Below are 14,153 nucleotides of genomic sequence, written 5' to 3'. Positions count from 1 at the left end.
TCTTACAAAGCAGATGTCGGCGGTTCGAAACCGTCCGCGCCCACAGAACGTCCAGGTCCCTGACCTGGGCCAGGATCCTCTCCTGGGGGTTCATCAGAAGCCTCGGACTCATCATCCGAGGCTTCCCGCGTGAGCGATGCGTGAGCGGACGTGCTAACGATCTTGTTGGAGCGTTGAAGCGGGACCAGCTTCGCCGCCGCCTCCGCCACCTCTTTGTCGACTTGCGGCAGAAGATTCAGGTACGTGTCCGAAGTGATCTGAATCCCTGAGTGGCCGAGCGTCGACTTGATGTAGTGGAGGTCGCCGCCGCCCGCGTGCATCAGCGTCGCCGCAGCGTGGCGTAGGTCGTGCAGCCGGACCGGCGGCAGGGCGATCTCATCGGCCAGCTCCGTGAAGCGGTCCGTGACGTGGCTCGGCCGGAGCCAGCTCCCATCCCGCTGGGTGAACGCGCGGCCGGTGCTCACCCACCCTGTGCCGAGCTCCTCGCGGTCAGCGTCCTGACGGGCCCGGTTCTCGCGCAACACCTCTACGGTCACCGAGTCCAGAGAGATGGTACGGGCACCAGCGTCCGTCTTGGGGTCGTCCTCGTAGACGTCCCACCCGTTCTGTACAAGCGCCTTCGCCACCGTCAACAGCCCCGCGTCCAGGTCGATGTCAGTCCAGCGCACCCCGCACGCTTCCCCGCGGCGCAGGCCCCGGAAGGCGACCAGGTGGTAGAGGCTGTACAACCGGTCCGTCGCCGCGTGTTCGAGGAACTGGCCGATCTGCGTGGGAGTCCAGACCATCACGGGGGATGGCTTCTCTCCCGTCTCCTCCCAGCGGGCAACGTGCTCGCTGGTCCAGAGGACTCCCTTCGGCCGCCGGCCCACGTCCAGCTCGACGTGGGCTGCCGGGTTGAAGGTGATGCCGAAGCGCTGCTGCGCGATTGCATCGTTCAGCGCCGCGCGCAAAGTCGCTCGGATGCGTTCCCGGGTCGTCGGGCCGACCGTGTCGCGGAACGGCGGCATCTGCGCGATCGACTCCTTCATCGCCTTCCGGCGCGCGCGGTTCTCCACTCCCTTCCACGGGATGGTCGCCAGCTCCTCGATCGCGGCTCGGCGCTGGGCATTCTGCTCCAGAATCTCGCCGTTGGCGTCTGCGATGGCCGTGAACATCTCGCTCAGGTGGCTGACGCGGAGCCGGTCCAGCCGGTGGTGGGCGATGCGCGGCTTGAGGTGGACGCGGACGTTGATCTCGTCCCGGCTGATTGCCGTCGGCCGGCCGCGCTTTCCCGCCATCCACTCGTCGAGCCACTCGCCGACCGTTGTACGAGACGTGAGGGACTGGCCCGTCGTGTATCGGCGGCGTACGTCCTCCAGCTCCGGCAGCGGCGCCTTCTTGTCCGTGCTGACACTTTCCAGCAGATCGCCGACGCGCACATGGCCCTCGGTGTCATCCCCGTCGGGGATCGCCAACAGCGCCCGAATCTTGTCCAGTTCCTCCTGAGCCGCCTTCGCGGTCTCGTACCCGGAGCGGGAGAACGAGCGCCGGGTGCCATCGCCGCGCGCGGGTAGTTCCTGCCGTACCGCGTACACCCCATGCCGTCGTGAGGTGAGCTGCGGGCAGCTCTTCCCCAGCGTTCTTCCGTCGCCGTCGCGGCAGTAACAACGGCGGTATGTCGAGCCCTTCATCGTGCCTCCGTGAGTGGTCCGCCGAGTGCGGACGTGTCCCCGCCAGTCTCCTCGCCGCCTGGGCGCGGATCTGTTACGCGGCATCCCAGTGCTGGACCCAGAGGCCGTCGCCCGTGATCCGGGCGAGGTAGGTGTTCATCTCGGCGCAGAGCTGTGGGGTGGCGCTGCCGGCGCGGATCGCCCAGACGAATCGGCCTGGCTCCTCCAAGGGGAGGCACTCCACGCCTCGGGGCATGCGCGAGGAAGGGACGATTGCCCACTCGACGGTTGCTATCCCCAGGCCCTTCGGCGCAGCGTCGACGCGGTCCGTCCCGGCGTTCCAGTGCTGCGCCCAGTGGCCTTCGGCGCCAAGGATCACTCGGTGAAGTTCGTTCATACGGGTGATGAAGCTCTGCGTGGCTTCGCCGTGCCGGACCAGCACGGCGATTGCGCCGTCCGTTTCCTGAAGGTGGCAGGCCCGCCCCGCCGGGATGCGGCGCTCCGCTGCTCCCAGGTGGAACTGGACCTGTACCTCGTTGATCTTGCGCATGTCGATCCCCCCGTGCACACCTAGGCGCACGTTTGTTCGATGACAGCGGCGGAGCTGTCCATTCCGCCCCCCGGCGGATGACCATCATGCCCAATCGTTGACGGCTGCACCAGAGGTTACGGGGGTGTTACTCGCTGTCGTTATCGCTGGCCAAAGGTGTTCTCCGCCACGCCTTCATCAGCGCTTGGACTCGGTCCTGGTCGTCGGGGCTCATTGACTGAAAGTCATGAACCAGGCTTCGCACGCGGTGGTCGTCCGACCACACAGTGTCGATGCCGAAGAACTGGGCGCCCGCCGCCTCCTTTACCAGTTCAAGTGGCAGTTGCAGTCCGGCTGCCAGCGCGCGCAGCTCGGGCAGCAGGGGCGGAATGACGGGGAGGACCTTCTCCAGGCGGTCAATCACGCCGTATTTCCACAGCGGACCACCCTGGGCGTCCTCCGGGTCGATGCACCTGTCTGCCAGCTTTCGGAGGCTCAGCCCAAGCTCTTCGCGCCGCTGGCGCACGAGATCGGACAGGTCCGTCCGCGTCTTCGGCTCCGCCATGAGATTCATCCTGCCACTCCGCTGCCGCTAGATGTCTATCTGACCAGTGGTTCACGAGGTGCCCCCACTGAGGTCAGAGGCGCCCTCCATCTATGTCCATCGACAGATTGTCCATGCAGCTGGATCCATCTGGCTACACGGATGCTTCCGGATGGCCGGACGCTCACCGTGCGCGGCTGAATACGGACGACCCACTGTTGATTGAGATAGACAAACTGTCGGTCTCGTGTGACAGTGTTGTCCATCGAAATGAACAGTCTGATGTGCGAGGTGGACACGCCTTGAGTGACAAGTACGTGATGGCAAACCCCGAAGTGCTGCGACTCCTGATGCGCCGTACGGGCGACGGCCGCGCCGTCAGCATCCGGGCCCTGGCCAAGGCGGCCGGTGTGCACCACAGCACCATCGGGAATCTCCTGACCGGAGAACAGGCCACCGTGTCCAGCGACGTGGCAAAGGCCATTGCCGAGCGCATCGGCGTGGACCTGTTGCTCCTCTGGGAGCGGGACGGGCGTGCCGTCCGCAGCCGCCGTCAGGGGGCAACGGCATGAAGCCCGCGCTCTCGATCGCCGAGATCCTCGACCAGCCCGCTCTGGTCCCGCTCTGGCCCACCGTCGGAAAAGCGCTGGGACTCGCCGAATCGACCACCTACCAGCTCGCGGCAGAGGGCCGTCTGCCGTTCGAGGTCATTCGCCTCGGACGTCGCAGGTCGGTGAGGCACGTCGATTTGCTGGCCTTCCTGCGCCTGCCCACCCCCGACACCAGCGATGCCGCATGACCGCCCGCCAGGTGTTGAACGCCCAGTTGGTTGTCGACTGCGGCGAGGGCCGCGCCAGCGGACGCGGCTCCTTCACCTACACGCGTCCGCCGCGGGCCCGCTACGACTGCCACCGCTGCGGCACCCGCGAGGGCCCGGTCACTGGCCCCGACGCCGTCATCCGCTTCGTCGCCGAGATCCGGTCCGCCCACCGCGACCGCTGCACCGCCCAGGAGCACCGCACGTGACCGACGAGATCCCCAACCTTCAGGCCGCAGCTCGCGAGCTGCACGACGCCGGCCTGTGCGTCCTGCCCGTCAAACCCGACGGAAGCAAGGCCCCCGACGTCCGCAGCTGGACCCAGTACAAGGTCACCCGGTCGACACCGGACGAGCACGATGCCTGGTTCGGTGACGGGCAACGTACCGGCATCGGTGCCGTGACCGGCACTGTCTCCGGCGGCGTCGTGCTCATCGAGTTCGAGGGCCTGGCCGTCAAGGAGGGTGTCCTGGACCAGGTCGCCGAACTAGCCCGCAACAGCCAGCTCGGTGACCTCTGGGAAGCCGTCACGGGGGGCTGGGCTGAACGCTCTCCCTCTGGAGGCGTCCACTACAAGGTCGTCGTCACGGGCAGGCCCGCCGACCCGAATACCAAGCTCGCACGGCGTCTGGCTCGGGAAGACGAGTACACGCCGGAGGAGCGGCAGCGCGTATCCGAGAAGCCCGGCACGAAGATCGCGCGGGTCCTCATCGAGACACGCGGCGAAGGCGGCTTCGTCGTCGTCGCCCCGTCACACGGAACCACACACCCCAGCGGCGAGCCCTACACCCGTCTCGCTGGCGGCCCCTCCACCATGCCGACCGTTGGAGCGGACGAGCTGGACGCGATTTACGCGCTCTGCCGGGCCTTTGACGCGATGCCCATGCCCGAGGCGCCGAAGACGGCACCCCGCCCGGCGCCGCCCCGGCGCGATGGAAGTCTCCGGCCTGGGGACGACTTCGAGGCCCGAGCGTCGTGGGCGGACATCCTGCGCGGCGTCTTCCGGCCGCTCACCACGCGCGGCAGCGAGACGCAGTGGGGATGGGCCGACGGCGTCGGCGGCGTCAAAGCCACCACTGGGCGAGACGAGCACGACCGCTTGTGGGTCTTCGCCACGGGCTGTGAATTCCAGTCCGAGGTGCCCTACAGCAAGTTCGGGGCCTACGCGCTGCTCAACCACGGCGGGGATCACAAGGCCGCCGCTCGGGAGCTGGCACGCCAGGACTACGGCACGCGCCACCTGGCCGCCGTCGGCGCCCGCCCCTCTACCCCGCCCCCGGCGCCCGAGAACCAGCCCGCCGCAGACGAGCGACCGGCCGAAACGTCCTCGGCGCCGGCCGAGGACGAGACCGACCCCAAGGGGTTCGACTACGCCGCGACTTTCGGCCTGCCTGCCACCGTGCGCACCCCCTACGACTACCGGGTGACCGGCCGGGGCGTGGAAGTGCTCAGCACCAGCGGCGAGAACTGGCTACGCGTCACCTTCGCGCCGCTAGCCGTCACCGCCACATTCGAAGACCCGGAGGGCGACCAGTACGTAGAGCTGTCGTGGATCGACCGCAGCCTGGGGCGGCCCCGCACCATCTCGCGCATCGTCAGCCGCGAGACCGCGAAGCGCGGACGCAAGCTCATCGAGACCTTGGGTGCGGCCGGCCTCCCCGCGGTCGAGGGCGACGCGCGGGCAGTCGAGAAGTGGCTGGCCGAGTTCGAGGCGGCCAACGTCGGCCGCATTCCCAGCGAGCAGCTGGCCCGCTGGCTGGGCTGGCAGGACGACGGCACGTTCGTCTCTTCGCCCGAGGACGGCATCAAGGTGGACGTCCCGTTCGAGGAGCAGCGCGGCCCGGCCCGCGCGCACACCCGGAAGGGCACGCTGGAGGGTTGGAAAGACACCGTCGCGCACCTGGAGCCGTTCCCCGTTCCGCGCGTTGCCGTCGCTGCCGCGCTCGCCGCGCCGCTGCTCAAGCCGCTGGGCATCAACAGCTTCACCCTGGACATCTCCAGCCGGTCGACCAAGGGCAAGACCACGGCCCTTCAGGTCGCGCTCAGCGTGTGGGCGGACCCCTCCGAGCACGCCTCGGCCATGTCCAACTGGCGCACGACGCTGTACGCGATCGAGAAGCGGCTCAACCTCGTTCGCGGGATCGTCACGGTCTTTGACGAGACCATGGCCGTCACGGACGACACCCTCATTGACGAGGTGCTGTATCAGCTCCCGATGAACCACGGGAAGGCCCGTTCCGGCGGGGCGTTCGGCAACATGCTGCCCTGGGAGACCATCCTCCTGTCCTCCGGCGAACGGCCGGCCCTCTCCTTCACGACCAGCCAGGGCGCGGCGGCCCGCATCCTCGGCACGACGATCGCCCCCTTCGGCGACGGGGGCGGGGAAGCAGCTGCTGCGGCCCGTGAGGGCGTGCTCGCCAACCACGGGCAGGCCGGGCCCGAGTTCATCCAGTACATCCTCAGCGGCCTCGCGCAGCCCAACGGCCGCGAGGCGCTGAAAGCCCGACACCGCGCGCTGGTCGATGAGTTCCGCGGCGGTGGCGATATGACCAACCGGCGTGCGCCCATGGTCGCCGCTCTCGTGCTCGCCGAGACGCTGGCGTGCCGTCGCGGCCTGCTGCCGTACGAACCGCTCGGCTACGACGTCTGGCGTGGCCTGTTCACCGCTCACAACCCCACGGACAACCGGCCGGACATGGCCCTGGACGTCCTGCGGGAGTACGTCGCCGGACACGCCCACGAGCTGTACAGCGCGAGCCGGTCGGTGATGGGGGAGCGACCGCCGTACTCCGGCTGGCTCGGGACCCTGTCGAGCGACAAGGGCGTCATGAAGGTCGCGCTGCTCCCCGAACGCGTCCGCAAGATCCTCGCCGATGCTGGCTACTCGCTGGACGCGGTTGTCGGGAGCTGGGTCGACGCCGGGTATCTGGAGACGCTGAAAAGCCAGCGGCCCACGCATCTGGTGCCGCGCCGGTTCGACGGAGCCCGCGCGAAGTGCCTGGCTTTCACGCCCGAGGGCATCACGTTCGGCGGCCAGGACGAGGCGGCATGAGTGCCGCCGCCGGGGTGGTACGCACGAGATGCGTACCACCCGCCGCCGCCAATTCCCGCAGGTCAGAGGCGTTGCAAGTGCCGTCAGTGGGGCGGTACGCACTGGCCTGGAAATGGCACCCCTCCGGCGTGGGCGCGTGTGCGCGCCTGTGCGCGAGCGTGCGCACACATCGACCCCTGTCTGTTTCTGCGTACCTGCGTACCACTCTCTCTAGAGAGAGACATAAGACCAGGTCAGAAGCCCTTTCAGCCCGGTACGCAGCCGGTACGCAGCCGGTACGCAGTGCGTACCGCCCCCTCTCATCCCTCCACCGAACCGAGGTGACCCATGCCCTTCACACCCCGCCCGTATCAGATCGACGCGATCAAGGCCCTGCGCGACGGCTGGACCACGGAGAAGAACCGGTTGGCGATCGTCCTGCCGACCGGCGCCGGTAAGACCGTGGTTTTCTCCCACCTGGCCCACCAGATGCTCGACAACCTCGGTGGTCGGCGAGCCCTCGTCATCGCCCACCGGGAGGAGCTGATCGAGCAGGCCGCTTCCAAGCTCCTCGCCGTCGACCCGATGCTTCGCGTCGGTATCGTCAAGGCCGCTCGCGACGACCACCACGACGCCGAAGTGATCGTGGCCAGCGTTCAGACCCTGGCCGTGCCCCGCCGCCGCGAGGCGATCCGCGACATCGGACTGATCATCGTGGACGAGTGCCACCACGCGGCGGCCCCGACGTACATGGAGGTGCTGCGGCACTTCGGAGCATGGGACGGCGTACCGACGGCAGGATTCACGGCGACCATGACGCGCACGGACGGCGGCCTGGCCGAGGTCTGGCAGGACGTCGTCTTCCGCATGGACATCCTCGACATGATCAGCGACGGGTACCTGTGCGACGTCCGGGGCAAGGCGATCACCGTCGACACCCTCGACTTGAACAAGGTGAAGACCAGGGGCGGCGACCTGGTCGACGGGCAGCTCGGCAAGGCGCTGGAGGACAGCGGCGCCCTGGACGCGATCGCCAAGGCGTACACCCAGCACGCGAGCGACCGGCCGGGCGTCGTCTTCACGCCGACCGTGGCGACCGCCCAGGGCGCCGCCGCCGCGCTGCGGGCGGTCGGCATCGAGGCCGCGCCCGTGTGGGGCGACATGGGCCGCGATCAGCGGCGCGCGACGCTCGCGCGGTACGAGGCCGGTGAAGTCCAGGTGCTCACCAACTGCATGGTCTTGACCGAAGGTTTCGACGCGCCGCACACCAGCTGCGTCGTGGTCGCCCGTCCGACCAAATCGCCCGGCTTGTACGTGCAGATGGTCGGCCGTGGGCTTCGGCCGGCGCCCGGGAAGTCTGACGCGCTGCTCCTGGACGTGATGGGCGCCGCGTCCCGCCACCGGCTCGCGAGCATGGTCGACCTGACGGCGCGGGAGATCGGCGAGGCTGAGGAAGGCCGATCGCTCCGGGAGGTCGCTGAGGAGCACGCGGCGACGGAGCAGCGGCGCGCGCTCGCGGCCCAGATCTCGGCTGAGGAGATCAACCTGTTCGGCACGTCTGCGATTCGCTGGTTGCGTACGCCCGAGGGCACGTGGTTCATCCGGCTGACGGGCGCCATGTTTCTGTTCCTCGCCCGTGACCCCGGGACCCGGCTGTACCGGATGCGCCGCTGGACGGAGGCGCACGGGGTGCACTCGCCTCGCGAGGACGTGGCGCGGCCTCTACCGGAGGCGCTGGCGTGGTTGGAGCAGCAGGCCCAGGTGCTCGCGCCGGGCGCGTTCGTGAGCCGTCAGGCTCGGTGGCGCTTGGGCCAGCCGTCCCCGAAGCAGCTCGGCCTGTGCCGGCGGCTAGGGCTCGCGGTGCCGCGCGGCAGCACGGCCGGTGACGTCGCCGACCTCATCGACCAGGCCCGTGTGGGCAGTGTTCTCGGCTCCCTGCTCGCCACTGCCGCTTGACGGTCCGGGCCTGTCGTTACCAGGCCCGGACCTCCATCCATCACACCACGGAGGAACCCATGGAGAACCAGCACACCCCGCTCACCAAGCAGCTGGGGCACGCGACCGTCGCCGAGACGACCGCGGGCTACGCGGCGCCGCTCAGCCCGGAGATCGTCTCCGCGATCCTGCGTGACCCGACCAGCCCGCTGTACCCGTCCCGGATCACTGTCTTCTGCGACGACTGCGGCACCGAGTTCAGCGGCGAGTACATGGTGTCCGAGGAGCAGACCAGCGCCGAGCGGCTGGAAGTGGCGCGCGCTCACATGCGGGGCAAGGGCTGGCGGTGCGAACGCTCCGGCGACTACTGCCCCACCCACAAGGCCGAGAACGACGCCTGCCCTGGGACCGGCGAGTACGGGCATGGGCTGACCGGCACCACTGTCCACGTGGGCTGCTGCCCCGCGTCCCGCTCGTGACCGCGCGCATCGTCGGCGGCGGGGTCCCCGTGCTGCTCCTGGTCGCGGCTGTCGTGCTCGCGGTGCTCCTCCTCCAGGAGGGGCGCCGCGCCCGCCGTGCTGAGGCCGCTGCTGCCGAGCGGGCCGCGAGGCCGGCCTCGCCCGTCAATCCGTACGCGGCCCTGCTGGACGAACTGGCGCTGCTGCGCGCGGCCGTGGAATACGCGTGCTGCCCCGGCTGGTGGGAGCCCAGTCACCTGTACCGCCATCACTCCGACTGCACCAGGGAGACCGACCATGCCTGACAACCCCACGCCCGCGACCGCCGACCGGACTGCCGTCCTGCGGGAGGCCGCCGATCACCTCGCGCGGCAGGCCGACCACCTGTGGGCGCCAGGAAGGACCGCGCACACGGTGATGCACGCCGACGCCGACGAGCTGCGCCGGTGGGCCGACGAGGCGCAGCAGCCCACCGTGGCGGACGAGGAGCAGCGGGAACTGCGCGCCGAACTGGAGGGCCTCCGGAAGGACGCGGACTATTTCCAGGGCTGGGCAGTCGGCAACGGGAACAGGCTGAACACCGCACTGGCCGACAACGCCCGTCTGCGTGCCGAGTTGGAGCAGGACGCGGCCATCACCAAGGAGGTCATGGACCGCGCCGACGAAGACATGGAGGGCGCCAGAGAGACCGCCCGCTACTTCAAGGCTCTGGCTGAGCAGGCGCAGGCGTGGGGCGAGCAGCACCGCGACCGCGCCAACCGGTACCGGACCCGCACCGACGCGGTCACGGCCGAGTGCCGCGCCCTCAACTCTGAGACCAAGGGCCTGAACCCGTTTGCTATGGCGGGTCGCCGTGACGCCGTCGCCCGCATCCGGGCTGCGCTTCAGACCATCAGGCACGACACCCCGGTCCCCGACGACCCGCGCATCACCGCCCTGGAGGAGCAGGCCGCCGGCCGGGCCGCCGTGCTGGAGGAGGCCGCCGTGCTGCTCACCCAGCGGGCCAGCAGCATCGACGCACTCTCCAGCTCCGACTACGGCACCGAGGCCGAGGTGGTCCGGGCACTGGACGCCGCAGCGAACGAGCTGCGCCGCAGGGCCGCCGAGGTGCACGCCGCCGTCCCGGACACGGTCCGTCCCGCTTCCGGCCCGGCGGCCAAGGAAGGGCGGTACACGGCCGACACGATCACCGATGACGCCCTGGGCGAGCTGTACGCCCGCATCACGACGCTGCAGCGCGTCGCAGCGGGCTCGGCCGCCGGACCGCAGGGAGAGCAGCCGTGACCACCACCTGCCAGCTCTGCGAACGCCCCCTGGAGGACGGCTACCTGTGCCTCAGCTGCACCAAAGACACCCGCGTCCGGTTGGAGTGCCTGCCGGACCTGTACGCCGGCCTGGTTCTCTTCCTCGCCCCGGCGGCACGCGGCGGACAGGGTCGTGGGTCCCGCCCGGTCCACGCGCCGATGCCCGTGTCCGAGGACGTGCTCGACCTTCGCGGCCCCGGCGGCATCGTCGGGGTGGTGGAGAACTGGAGCGGGATCATGCGCCGCGATCGCGGGCGGCCTGAGCGCCAGCCGCACGGGACGCTGACCGCACGACTGGACGACGCTGTCGCCGACTTGCTCGACCAGATGCCCTGGGCGGTGGTGTCCTGGCCGGACGCCGCCGTCTTCGCCCAGGACATCCGGGACCTCACCGACGCCGCCCGCACAGTGATCATGCCGCGCGTGCCGGTCGACCGCGGTACGCGGATCGGGAACTGTCCGGCCGAGCACGACGACGGCACGGTGTGCGGAGCGGTGCTGCGGCTGATGACCGGCGCCCGGGTCGTCACGTGCGAGTGGTGCGGATGCACGTATCCGCCAGCCACGTGGTCGGGGCTGAAGGTGCTGATGGACGCGGACGTGAAAGAACTTGCGGACGCTGGAAGATGATGGACTATCACACCCTCTGTGTGATAGCTTCTTCGTGATGGAACCGAAGTCCTGGCGGGCCCGGGTTCGCGAGGAAGACCAGCTGCTGGAACAGCTGCAAAGCCTCGTGTCCGATTCCGCCAAACGCAGGGCGGCCGCCCTTCTTGAGGGCGTCGCTGAGCTAGGCAGCGTCTACGCGGTAGCCCAGGACATCAGCAAGTCCTGGACTGCCGTGGACAACGCGATCAAGCGGAACGGCCCGAAGGGGTCCACAACCGGATAACGAAACGGGAGCCAGACGGCAGCTCCTCCGGCGCTGGAACGCCAGAGGGCCCAGGCGCCGCCTGACTCCCACACCGAACAACCTGACATCACCAGGAGTCGGCATGACCGATCATTTCCCGCGCACCCTGCGCGCCGCAAGTCCCGTCCGTACGAGTGCGCTGCTGCGCGCCGTCGCTGACCACCTCGCGGCCCACCGGCCCGACGCCACGATGACCGAGGCCGCCCGCCTCACGGTCACCCTCGGCATCGCCGGAAGCGCCGTCGCCGCCCGCCCGCTGCTGCGGATCCTGCCGTTCCCCACTGGCAGCATCACCCGTGGCGAGTACGCCCTCCGCCTGCGCAAGGCGGCCTGGGCCACCGCGACCGCCGCCCCGAGGCCCGAGCGCCGGCTGATCGCCACCGGGATCATCGGCAAGACGCGCCGCCGCACGATCACCACGATGCGCACGGCCACCGGTGCCACCGGTACCGTCAGCAGCCGGTGCCCCGTCTGTGAGCTGCTGTTCGAGGACTGCACCTGCACCGGCCTCGCCCCCGTGTCCCGCCCCGAGGGCCAAGGCGACGTGTGCCCGGTCCGCGAGTACTGGCAGTGCCGCTGCACCCCCTGGACCGGCAGCACCACGTGCACCACCATGCCGCTGGCGGTGGCTCGATGAGCGACATCACCGAGCCGCGCCACGGCCGTGCGGCCGCCGAGGTCCGCAACCAGCTGCGCGCCAGCCTCGCGCCCGCCGAGGGCCAGCCCCTCACCCCGGCCGTTCGTGACCTGCTCGCCGCCATCACCGAGGTCTTGGACGTCCCCATGGCCGCCAAATGGGACGACCGCGACAAGGAACTGATGCTTCGCGCCTCCCGGGCCGCGTGTCTCCGCGGCTACCTGGGCGGGATCGTCCGGATCGGCCAGGTAGCCGATTGGCAGGCCGAGGGCATCCGCGAGTTCGTCGCGGAACTGCCCGTCACCTACACCCCCTACCGCGACAAGCCGAAGCCGCTGGCCACCCCGGCCGACGACGCCCAGACGGGCGGTGGCGACCGTGGCTGAGACCCCCGAGCAGCGCGCCGCCCGCGAGCAGGACCACCGCGACTACCAGGCCGCCGAGGCCCGCCGCCGCGAGCAGAACCGCCGCGTCCCCGGCCTCGGCTGACCCCTCTTGACCGGCCGGGCGCACGGTGACCTGTCCCGCACGCCCGGCCCCCACCGGGAGAACACCATGAACCGCAAGAAGCTCAGCCGCGCCCAGCGCATCGTCCTCGGCGCCGCCACCATTCCCATGATCGCCGCCGGAGCGGCCGGAGGATGGGGCACCTACACGAACGTGGCCGCCGAGTTCGACCGTGCCGCGACCGCCCTTGGTGTCGTCGCCGCCGGCGAGGGCGTCACCCTGATCCTCGCCCTGGTCATGGTCGGCCTCACCATGCTCGGCCAGGCATCCCCGGAGCCGGTCCGCTTCGGACTGTGGCTCGCACCGGTCGCTGCCGCCATCACGGGCATCGTCATCGCAGACGACGGCACCGAGGGCGTCGTCTACGGCATCACCCCCATGGCCATGTCCGCTGCCGCCGAAGGACTCGGCCTTCTCGCCCGCCGAGTCGTCGTTTTCCAGACCGGCGTCGACATGGAAGCGCAACGCCGCAACGCCGCAACCATGCAGCAGCTGGCCGTCGCCCGTGCGGTCGCCGCCAACCACCCCGACGAGGACGAGCGGCAGCGGGCGGACCTGAGGGCATGGGAGCTCGCCGCCGAGGTCGGTGTCGGTGACGCCCACCTCGGCTCGCACCTGGTCGACGTTCAGCGTGACCGGCTCGGCCAGGGGGCCGACGACGCGCTGGCCAGGATGCTCACCATGGCCCCCCAGCAGACGACCAGTACGAAGCCCTCATCCCTGCAGCGCACGGCCACAGCCAAACTCAGCCGGCACTTCGCCGACATGGACCCGGCGGACGTGATCCGGATCTCCCACGACTCCCAGCCCGAGCTCTCTCCCTCTCAACTCGCGGCGCTGCTGCGCACCTACGGCGTGAATGTCGACGCCGTACAGGTCGCCCTTGTTCTTCTCGCCCTTCACGGACGTCCCGCCAAGACCACCGTCGACCGTGACGATGCGGATGATGCGCCCCGTGATGCGCCCGCTGATGCGCATGATGCGCCGCAGGTCACAGCCGGTACGGCCCCGACCAAGGCGCAGGCAATTCTTACCGCCGCTGCTGTCCTTGGGCCTGATTTCACCGCCTCCGAGATCGCCGACCGCGTCCAGCGCATCAACCGCATCACCGTGAAGCCCGGCTACGTCCGCGCCGTTCTGTCCCGCGCGAAGAAGGACACCGAGACCGGCCAGGACCACATGGAAGGCGGCTACGCGTGAGCCTCGACCAGGGCGCCGACGAGCGCCGCATCGCCCACCTGCTCCGCGTCTCCGGGGTCGGACCGGCCTCGGCACCCCCGCCGCCCTCCTACCCGCCCGACATCCCCGCGCCTGAGGGGAGCAGCGGGGACTGGGTGGACGAGATCCTCGCCCGTACCCGCCCGGCCTCCACGCCGCCCCCGCCCGAGGAGAACGTCGACCAGGAGCAGCCTGAGCACGAGGCGAAGGTGGAGCTGGAGACGGAGGAGGTGCTGGCCCCGGCCGGTTGGCTCCAGCCGCACCCCGGCTACTACCCGGCGATCCCCACCACCCTGCCGGTCCTGGCGGCGCCCGCCGCGCTCAGCCCCAAGACCCGGCTGCTCATCTACAACGCGAGCGCGGCCGGGGCCGGATGGGGCCTCGGGCTCCTGGGCCTATTCCGCCGGACCATCGCCGCGTGCGACGCGGACGCCGGAGCCGGCGCCGCCCTCGTCCTCGGCACCGGGGCCTGCCTGCTCATCGCTCACGTCTGGGACCGCCGCACCCGGCACTGGTGGATCGGCCTCGCCTGGGCCGCCCGCATCCCGCTTACCACCGCCATCACCGCCCTGGGCCTCTACGCGCCCGGCGCCCAGCTCTGACCAGAGGAC

The 14,153-nt window shown here is 70.0% G+C and carries 17 protein-coding genes; 14 read left to right on the top strand and 3 right to left on the bottom strand.

From position 1 onward, the window contains the following. Positions 1–2: 2 nt before the first annotated feature. The 3 genes from ACIBAE_RS10555 to ACIBAE_RS10545 all read right to left on the bottom strand — a co-directional run bounded on the left by ACIBAE_RS10555 (position 3) and on the right by ACIBAE_RS10545 (position 2,743). Entirely contained in the window at positions 3–1,670 is a 1,668-nt protein-coding gene (locus tag ACIBAE_RS10555) for a tyrosine-type recombinase/integrase (protein WP_399283770.1), read from the bottom strand. A gap of 73 nt (positions 1,671–1,743) precedes the next feature. Beyond that, the gene (locus tag ACIBAE_RS10550; RefSeq protein WP_399283769.1) at positions 1,744–2,199 is read right to left on the bottom strand and encodes a hypothetical protein; all 456 of its coding nucleotides are present in this window, start codon (positions 2,197–2,199) and stop codon (positions 1,744–1,746) included. Positions 2,200–2,326: 127 nt separating this feature from the next. Beyond that, on the bottom strand, positions 2,327–2,743 hold the full coding sequence (locus ACIBAE_RS10545; protein WP_399283767.1) for an XRE family transcriptional regulator: 417 nt from the start codon (positions 2,741–2,743) through the stop codon (positions 2,327–2,329). A gap of 92 nt (positions 2,744–2,835) precedes the next feature. On the opposite strand from ACIBAE_RS10545, the gene ACIBAE_RS10540 reads away from it, so the two are divergent. The 14 genes from ACIBAE_RS10540 (at position 2,836) to ACIBAE_RS10475 (ending at position 14,144) form a co-directional block, all read left to right on the top strand. Further along, positions 2,836–3,294, top strand: coding sequence for a helix-turn-helix domain-containing protein (locus tag ACIBAE_RS10540; RefSeq protein WP_399283765.1), 459 nt, complete (start codon positions 2,836–2,838; stop codon positions 3,292–3,294). Continuing rightward, a complete protein-coding gene (locus ACIBAE_RS10535) occupies positions 3,291–3,521 on the top strand; it encodes a DNA-binding protein (protein WP_399283763.1) in 231 nt (76 codons plus the stop codon). The genes ACIBAE_RS10540 and ACIBAE_RS10535 overlap by 4 nt, the downstream gene beginning before the upstream one ends. Continuing rightward, positions 3,518–3,748 carry a hypothetical protein gene (locus ACIBAE_RS10530; protein WP_399283761.1) on the top strand — a complete coding sequence of 77 codons (231 nt, stop codon included), beginning with the start codon at positions 3,518–3,520 and terminating at the stop codon, positions 3,746–3,748. The genes ACIBAE_RS10535 and ACIBAE_RS10530 overlap by 4 nt, the downstream gene beginning before the upstream one ends. Next, on the top strand, positions 3,745–6,591 hold the full coding sequence (locus ACIBAE_RS10525) for a DUF927 domain-containing protein (protein ID WP_399283760.1): 2,847 nt from the start codon (positions 3,745–3,747) through the stop codon (positions 6,589–6,591). Before ACIBAE_RS10530 ends, ACIBAE_RS10525 begins: the two co-directional genes overlap by 4 nt. Before the next feature lie 327 nt (positions 6,592–6,918). After that, on the top strand, positions 6,919–8,526 hold the full coding sequence (locus tag ACIBAE_RS10520; protein WP_399283759.1) for a DEAD/DEAH box helicase: 1,608 nt from the start codon (positions 6,919–6,921) through the stop codon (positions 8,524–8,526). Positions 8,527–8,585: 59 nt separating this feature from the next. Then, positions 8,586–8,984: a hypothetical protein gene (locus ACIBAE_RS10515; protein ID WP_399283757.1), complete on the top strand. Its 399-nt coding sequence runs from the start codon at positions 8,586–8,588 to the stop codon at positions 8,982–8,984. After that, positions 8,981–9,268: a hypothetical protein gene (locus ACIBAE_RS10510; RefSeq protein WP_399283755.1), complete on the top strand. Its 288-nt coding sequence runs from the start codon at positions 8,981–8,983 to the stop codon at positions 9,266–9,268. The genes ACIBAE_RS10515 and ACIBAE_RS10510 overlap by 4 nt, the downstream gene beginning before the upstream one ends. Next, the gene (locus ACIBAE_RS10505) at positions 9,261–10,247 is read left to right on the top strand and encodes a hypothetical protein (protein ID WP_399283753.1); all 987 of its coding nucleotides are present in this window, start codon (positions 9,261–9,263) and stop codon (positions 10,245–10,247) included. Before ACIBAE_RS10510 ends, ACIBAE_RS10505 begins: the two co-directional genes overlap by 8 nt. After that, positions 10,244–10,897 (top strand): hypothetical protein, encoded by a 654-nt coding sequence (locus tag ACIBAE_RS10500; RefSeq protein ID WP_399283751.1) that lies wholly within the window; start codon positions 10,244–10,246, stop codon positions 10,895–10,897. Before ACIBAE_RS10505 ends, ACIBAE_RS10500 begins: the two co-directional genes overlap by 4 nt. Before the next feature lie 37 nt (positions 10,898–10,934). Then, a complete protein-coding gene (locus ACIBAE_RS10495) occupies positions 10,935–11,159 on the top strand; it encodes a hypothetical protein (RefSeq protein WP_399283750.1) in 225 nt (74 codons plus the stop codon). 103 nt (positions 11,160–11,262) lie between these two features. After that, positions 11,263–11,817, top strand: coding sequence for a hypothetical protein (locus ACIBAE_RS10490; protein WP_399283749.1), 555 nt, complete (start codon positions 11,263–11,265; stop codon positions 11,815–11,817). Beyond that, positions 11,814–12,203: a hypothetical protein gene (locus tag ACIBAE_RS10485; protein WP_399283747.1), complete on the top strand. Its 390-nt coding sequence runs from the start codon at positions 11,814–11,816 to the stop codon at positions 12,201–12,203. Before ACIBAE_RS10490 ends, ACIBAE_RS10485 begins: the two co-directional genes overlap by 4 nt. Positions 12,204–12,372: 169 nt before the next feature. Next, a complete protein-coding gene (locus ACIBAE_RS10480; RefSeq protein WP_399283746.1) occupies positions 12,373–13,524 on the top strand; it encodes a conjugal transfer protein in 1,152 nt (383 codons plus the stop codon). Continuing rightward, positions 13,521–14,144 (top strand): hypothetical protein, encoded by a 624-nt coding sequence (locus ACIBAE_RS10475; RefSeq protein WP_399283745.1) that lies wholly within the window; start codon positions 13,521–13,523, stop codon positions 14,142–14,144. Before ACIBAE_RS10480 ends, ACIBAE_RS10475 begins: the two co-directional genes overlap by 4 nt. Positions 14,145–14,153 lie beyond the last annotated feature (9 nt).

It is taken from the genome of Streptomyces sp. NPDC051569, from assembly GCF_044454085.1.
Taxonomy (GTDB): domain Bacteria; phylum Actinomycetota; class Actinomycetes; order Streptomycetales; family Streptomycetaceae; genus Streptomyces.
The sequence above is the reverse complement of the archived record's forward strand: the minus strand, read 5'-3'. Positions and strand labels throughout refer to the sequence as shown.

Bases quoted from the DNA above. Each gene is read 5' to 3' on its own strand.
- ACIBAE_RS10555 (WP_399283770.1), bottom strand. From the start codon at position 1,670: ATGAAGGGCTCGACATACCGCCGTTGTTACTGCCGCGACGGCGACGGA.
- ACIBAE_RS10550 (WP_399283769.1), bottom strand. From the start codon at position 2,199: ATGCGCAAGATCAACGAGGTACAGGTCCAGTTCCACCTGGGAGCAGCG.
- ACIBAE_RS10545 (WP_399283767.1), bottom strand. From the start codon at position 2,743: ATGGCGGAGCCGAAGACGCGGACGGACCTGTCCGATCTCGTGCGCCAG.
- ACIBAE_RS10540 (WP_399283765.1), top strand. From the start codon at position 2,836: ATGTCCATCGACAGATTGTCCATGCAGCTGGATCCATCTGGCTACACG.
- ACIBAE_RS10535 (WP_399283763.1), top strand. From the start codon at position 3,291: ATGAAGCCCGCGCTCTCGATCGCCGAGATCCTCGACCAGCCCGCTCTG.
- ACIBAE_RS10530 (WP_399283761.1), top strand. From the start codon at position 3,518: ATGACCGCCCGCCAGGTGTTGAACGCCCAGTTGGTTGTCGACTGCGGC.
- ACIBAE_RS10520 (WP_399283759.1), top strand. From the start codon at position 6,919: ATGCCCTTCACACCCCGCCCGTATCAGATCGACGCGATCAAGGCCCTG.
- ACIBAE_RS10515 (WP_399283757.1), top strand. From the start codon at position 8,586: ATGGAGAACCAGCACACCCCGCTCACCAAGCAGCTGGGGCACGCGACC.
- ACIBAE_RS10505 (WP_399283753.1), top strand. From the start codon at position 9,261: ATGCCTGACAACCCCACGCCCGCGACCGCCGACCGGACTGCCGTCCTG.
- ACIBAE_RS10495 (WP_399283750.1), top strand. From the start codon at position 10,935: ATGGAACCGAAGTCCTGGCGGGCCCGGGTTCGCGAGGAAGACCAGCTG.
- ACIBAE_RS10490 (WP_399283749.1), top strand. From the start codon at position 11,263: ATGACCGATCATTTCCCGCGCACCCTGCGCGCCGCAAGTCCCGTCCGT.
- ACIBAE_RS10485 (WP_399283747.1), top strand. From the start codon at position 11,814: ATGAGCGACATCACCGAGCCGCGCCACGGCCGTGCGGCCGCCGAGGTC.
- ACIBAE_RS10480 (WP_399283746.1), top strand. From the start codon at position 12,373: ATGAACCGCAAGAAGCTCAGCCGCGCCCAGCGCATCGTCCTCGGCGCC.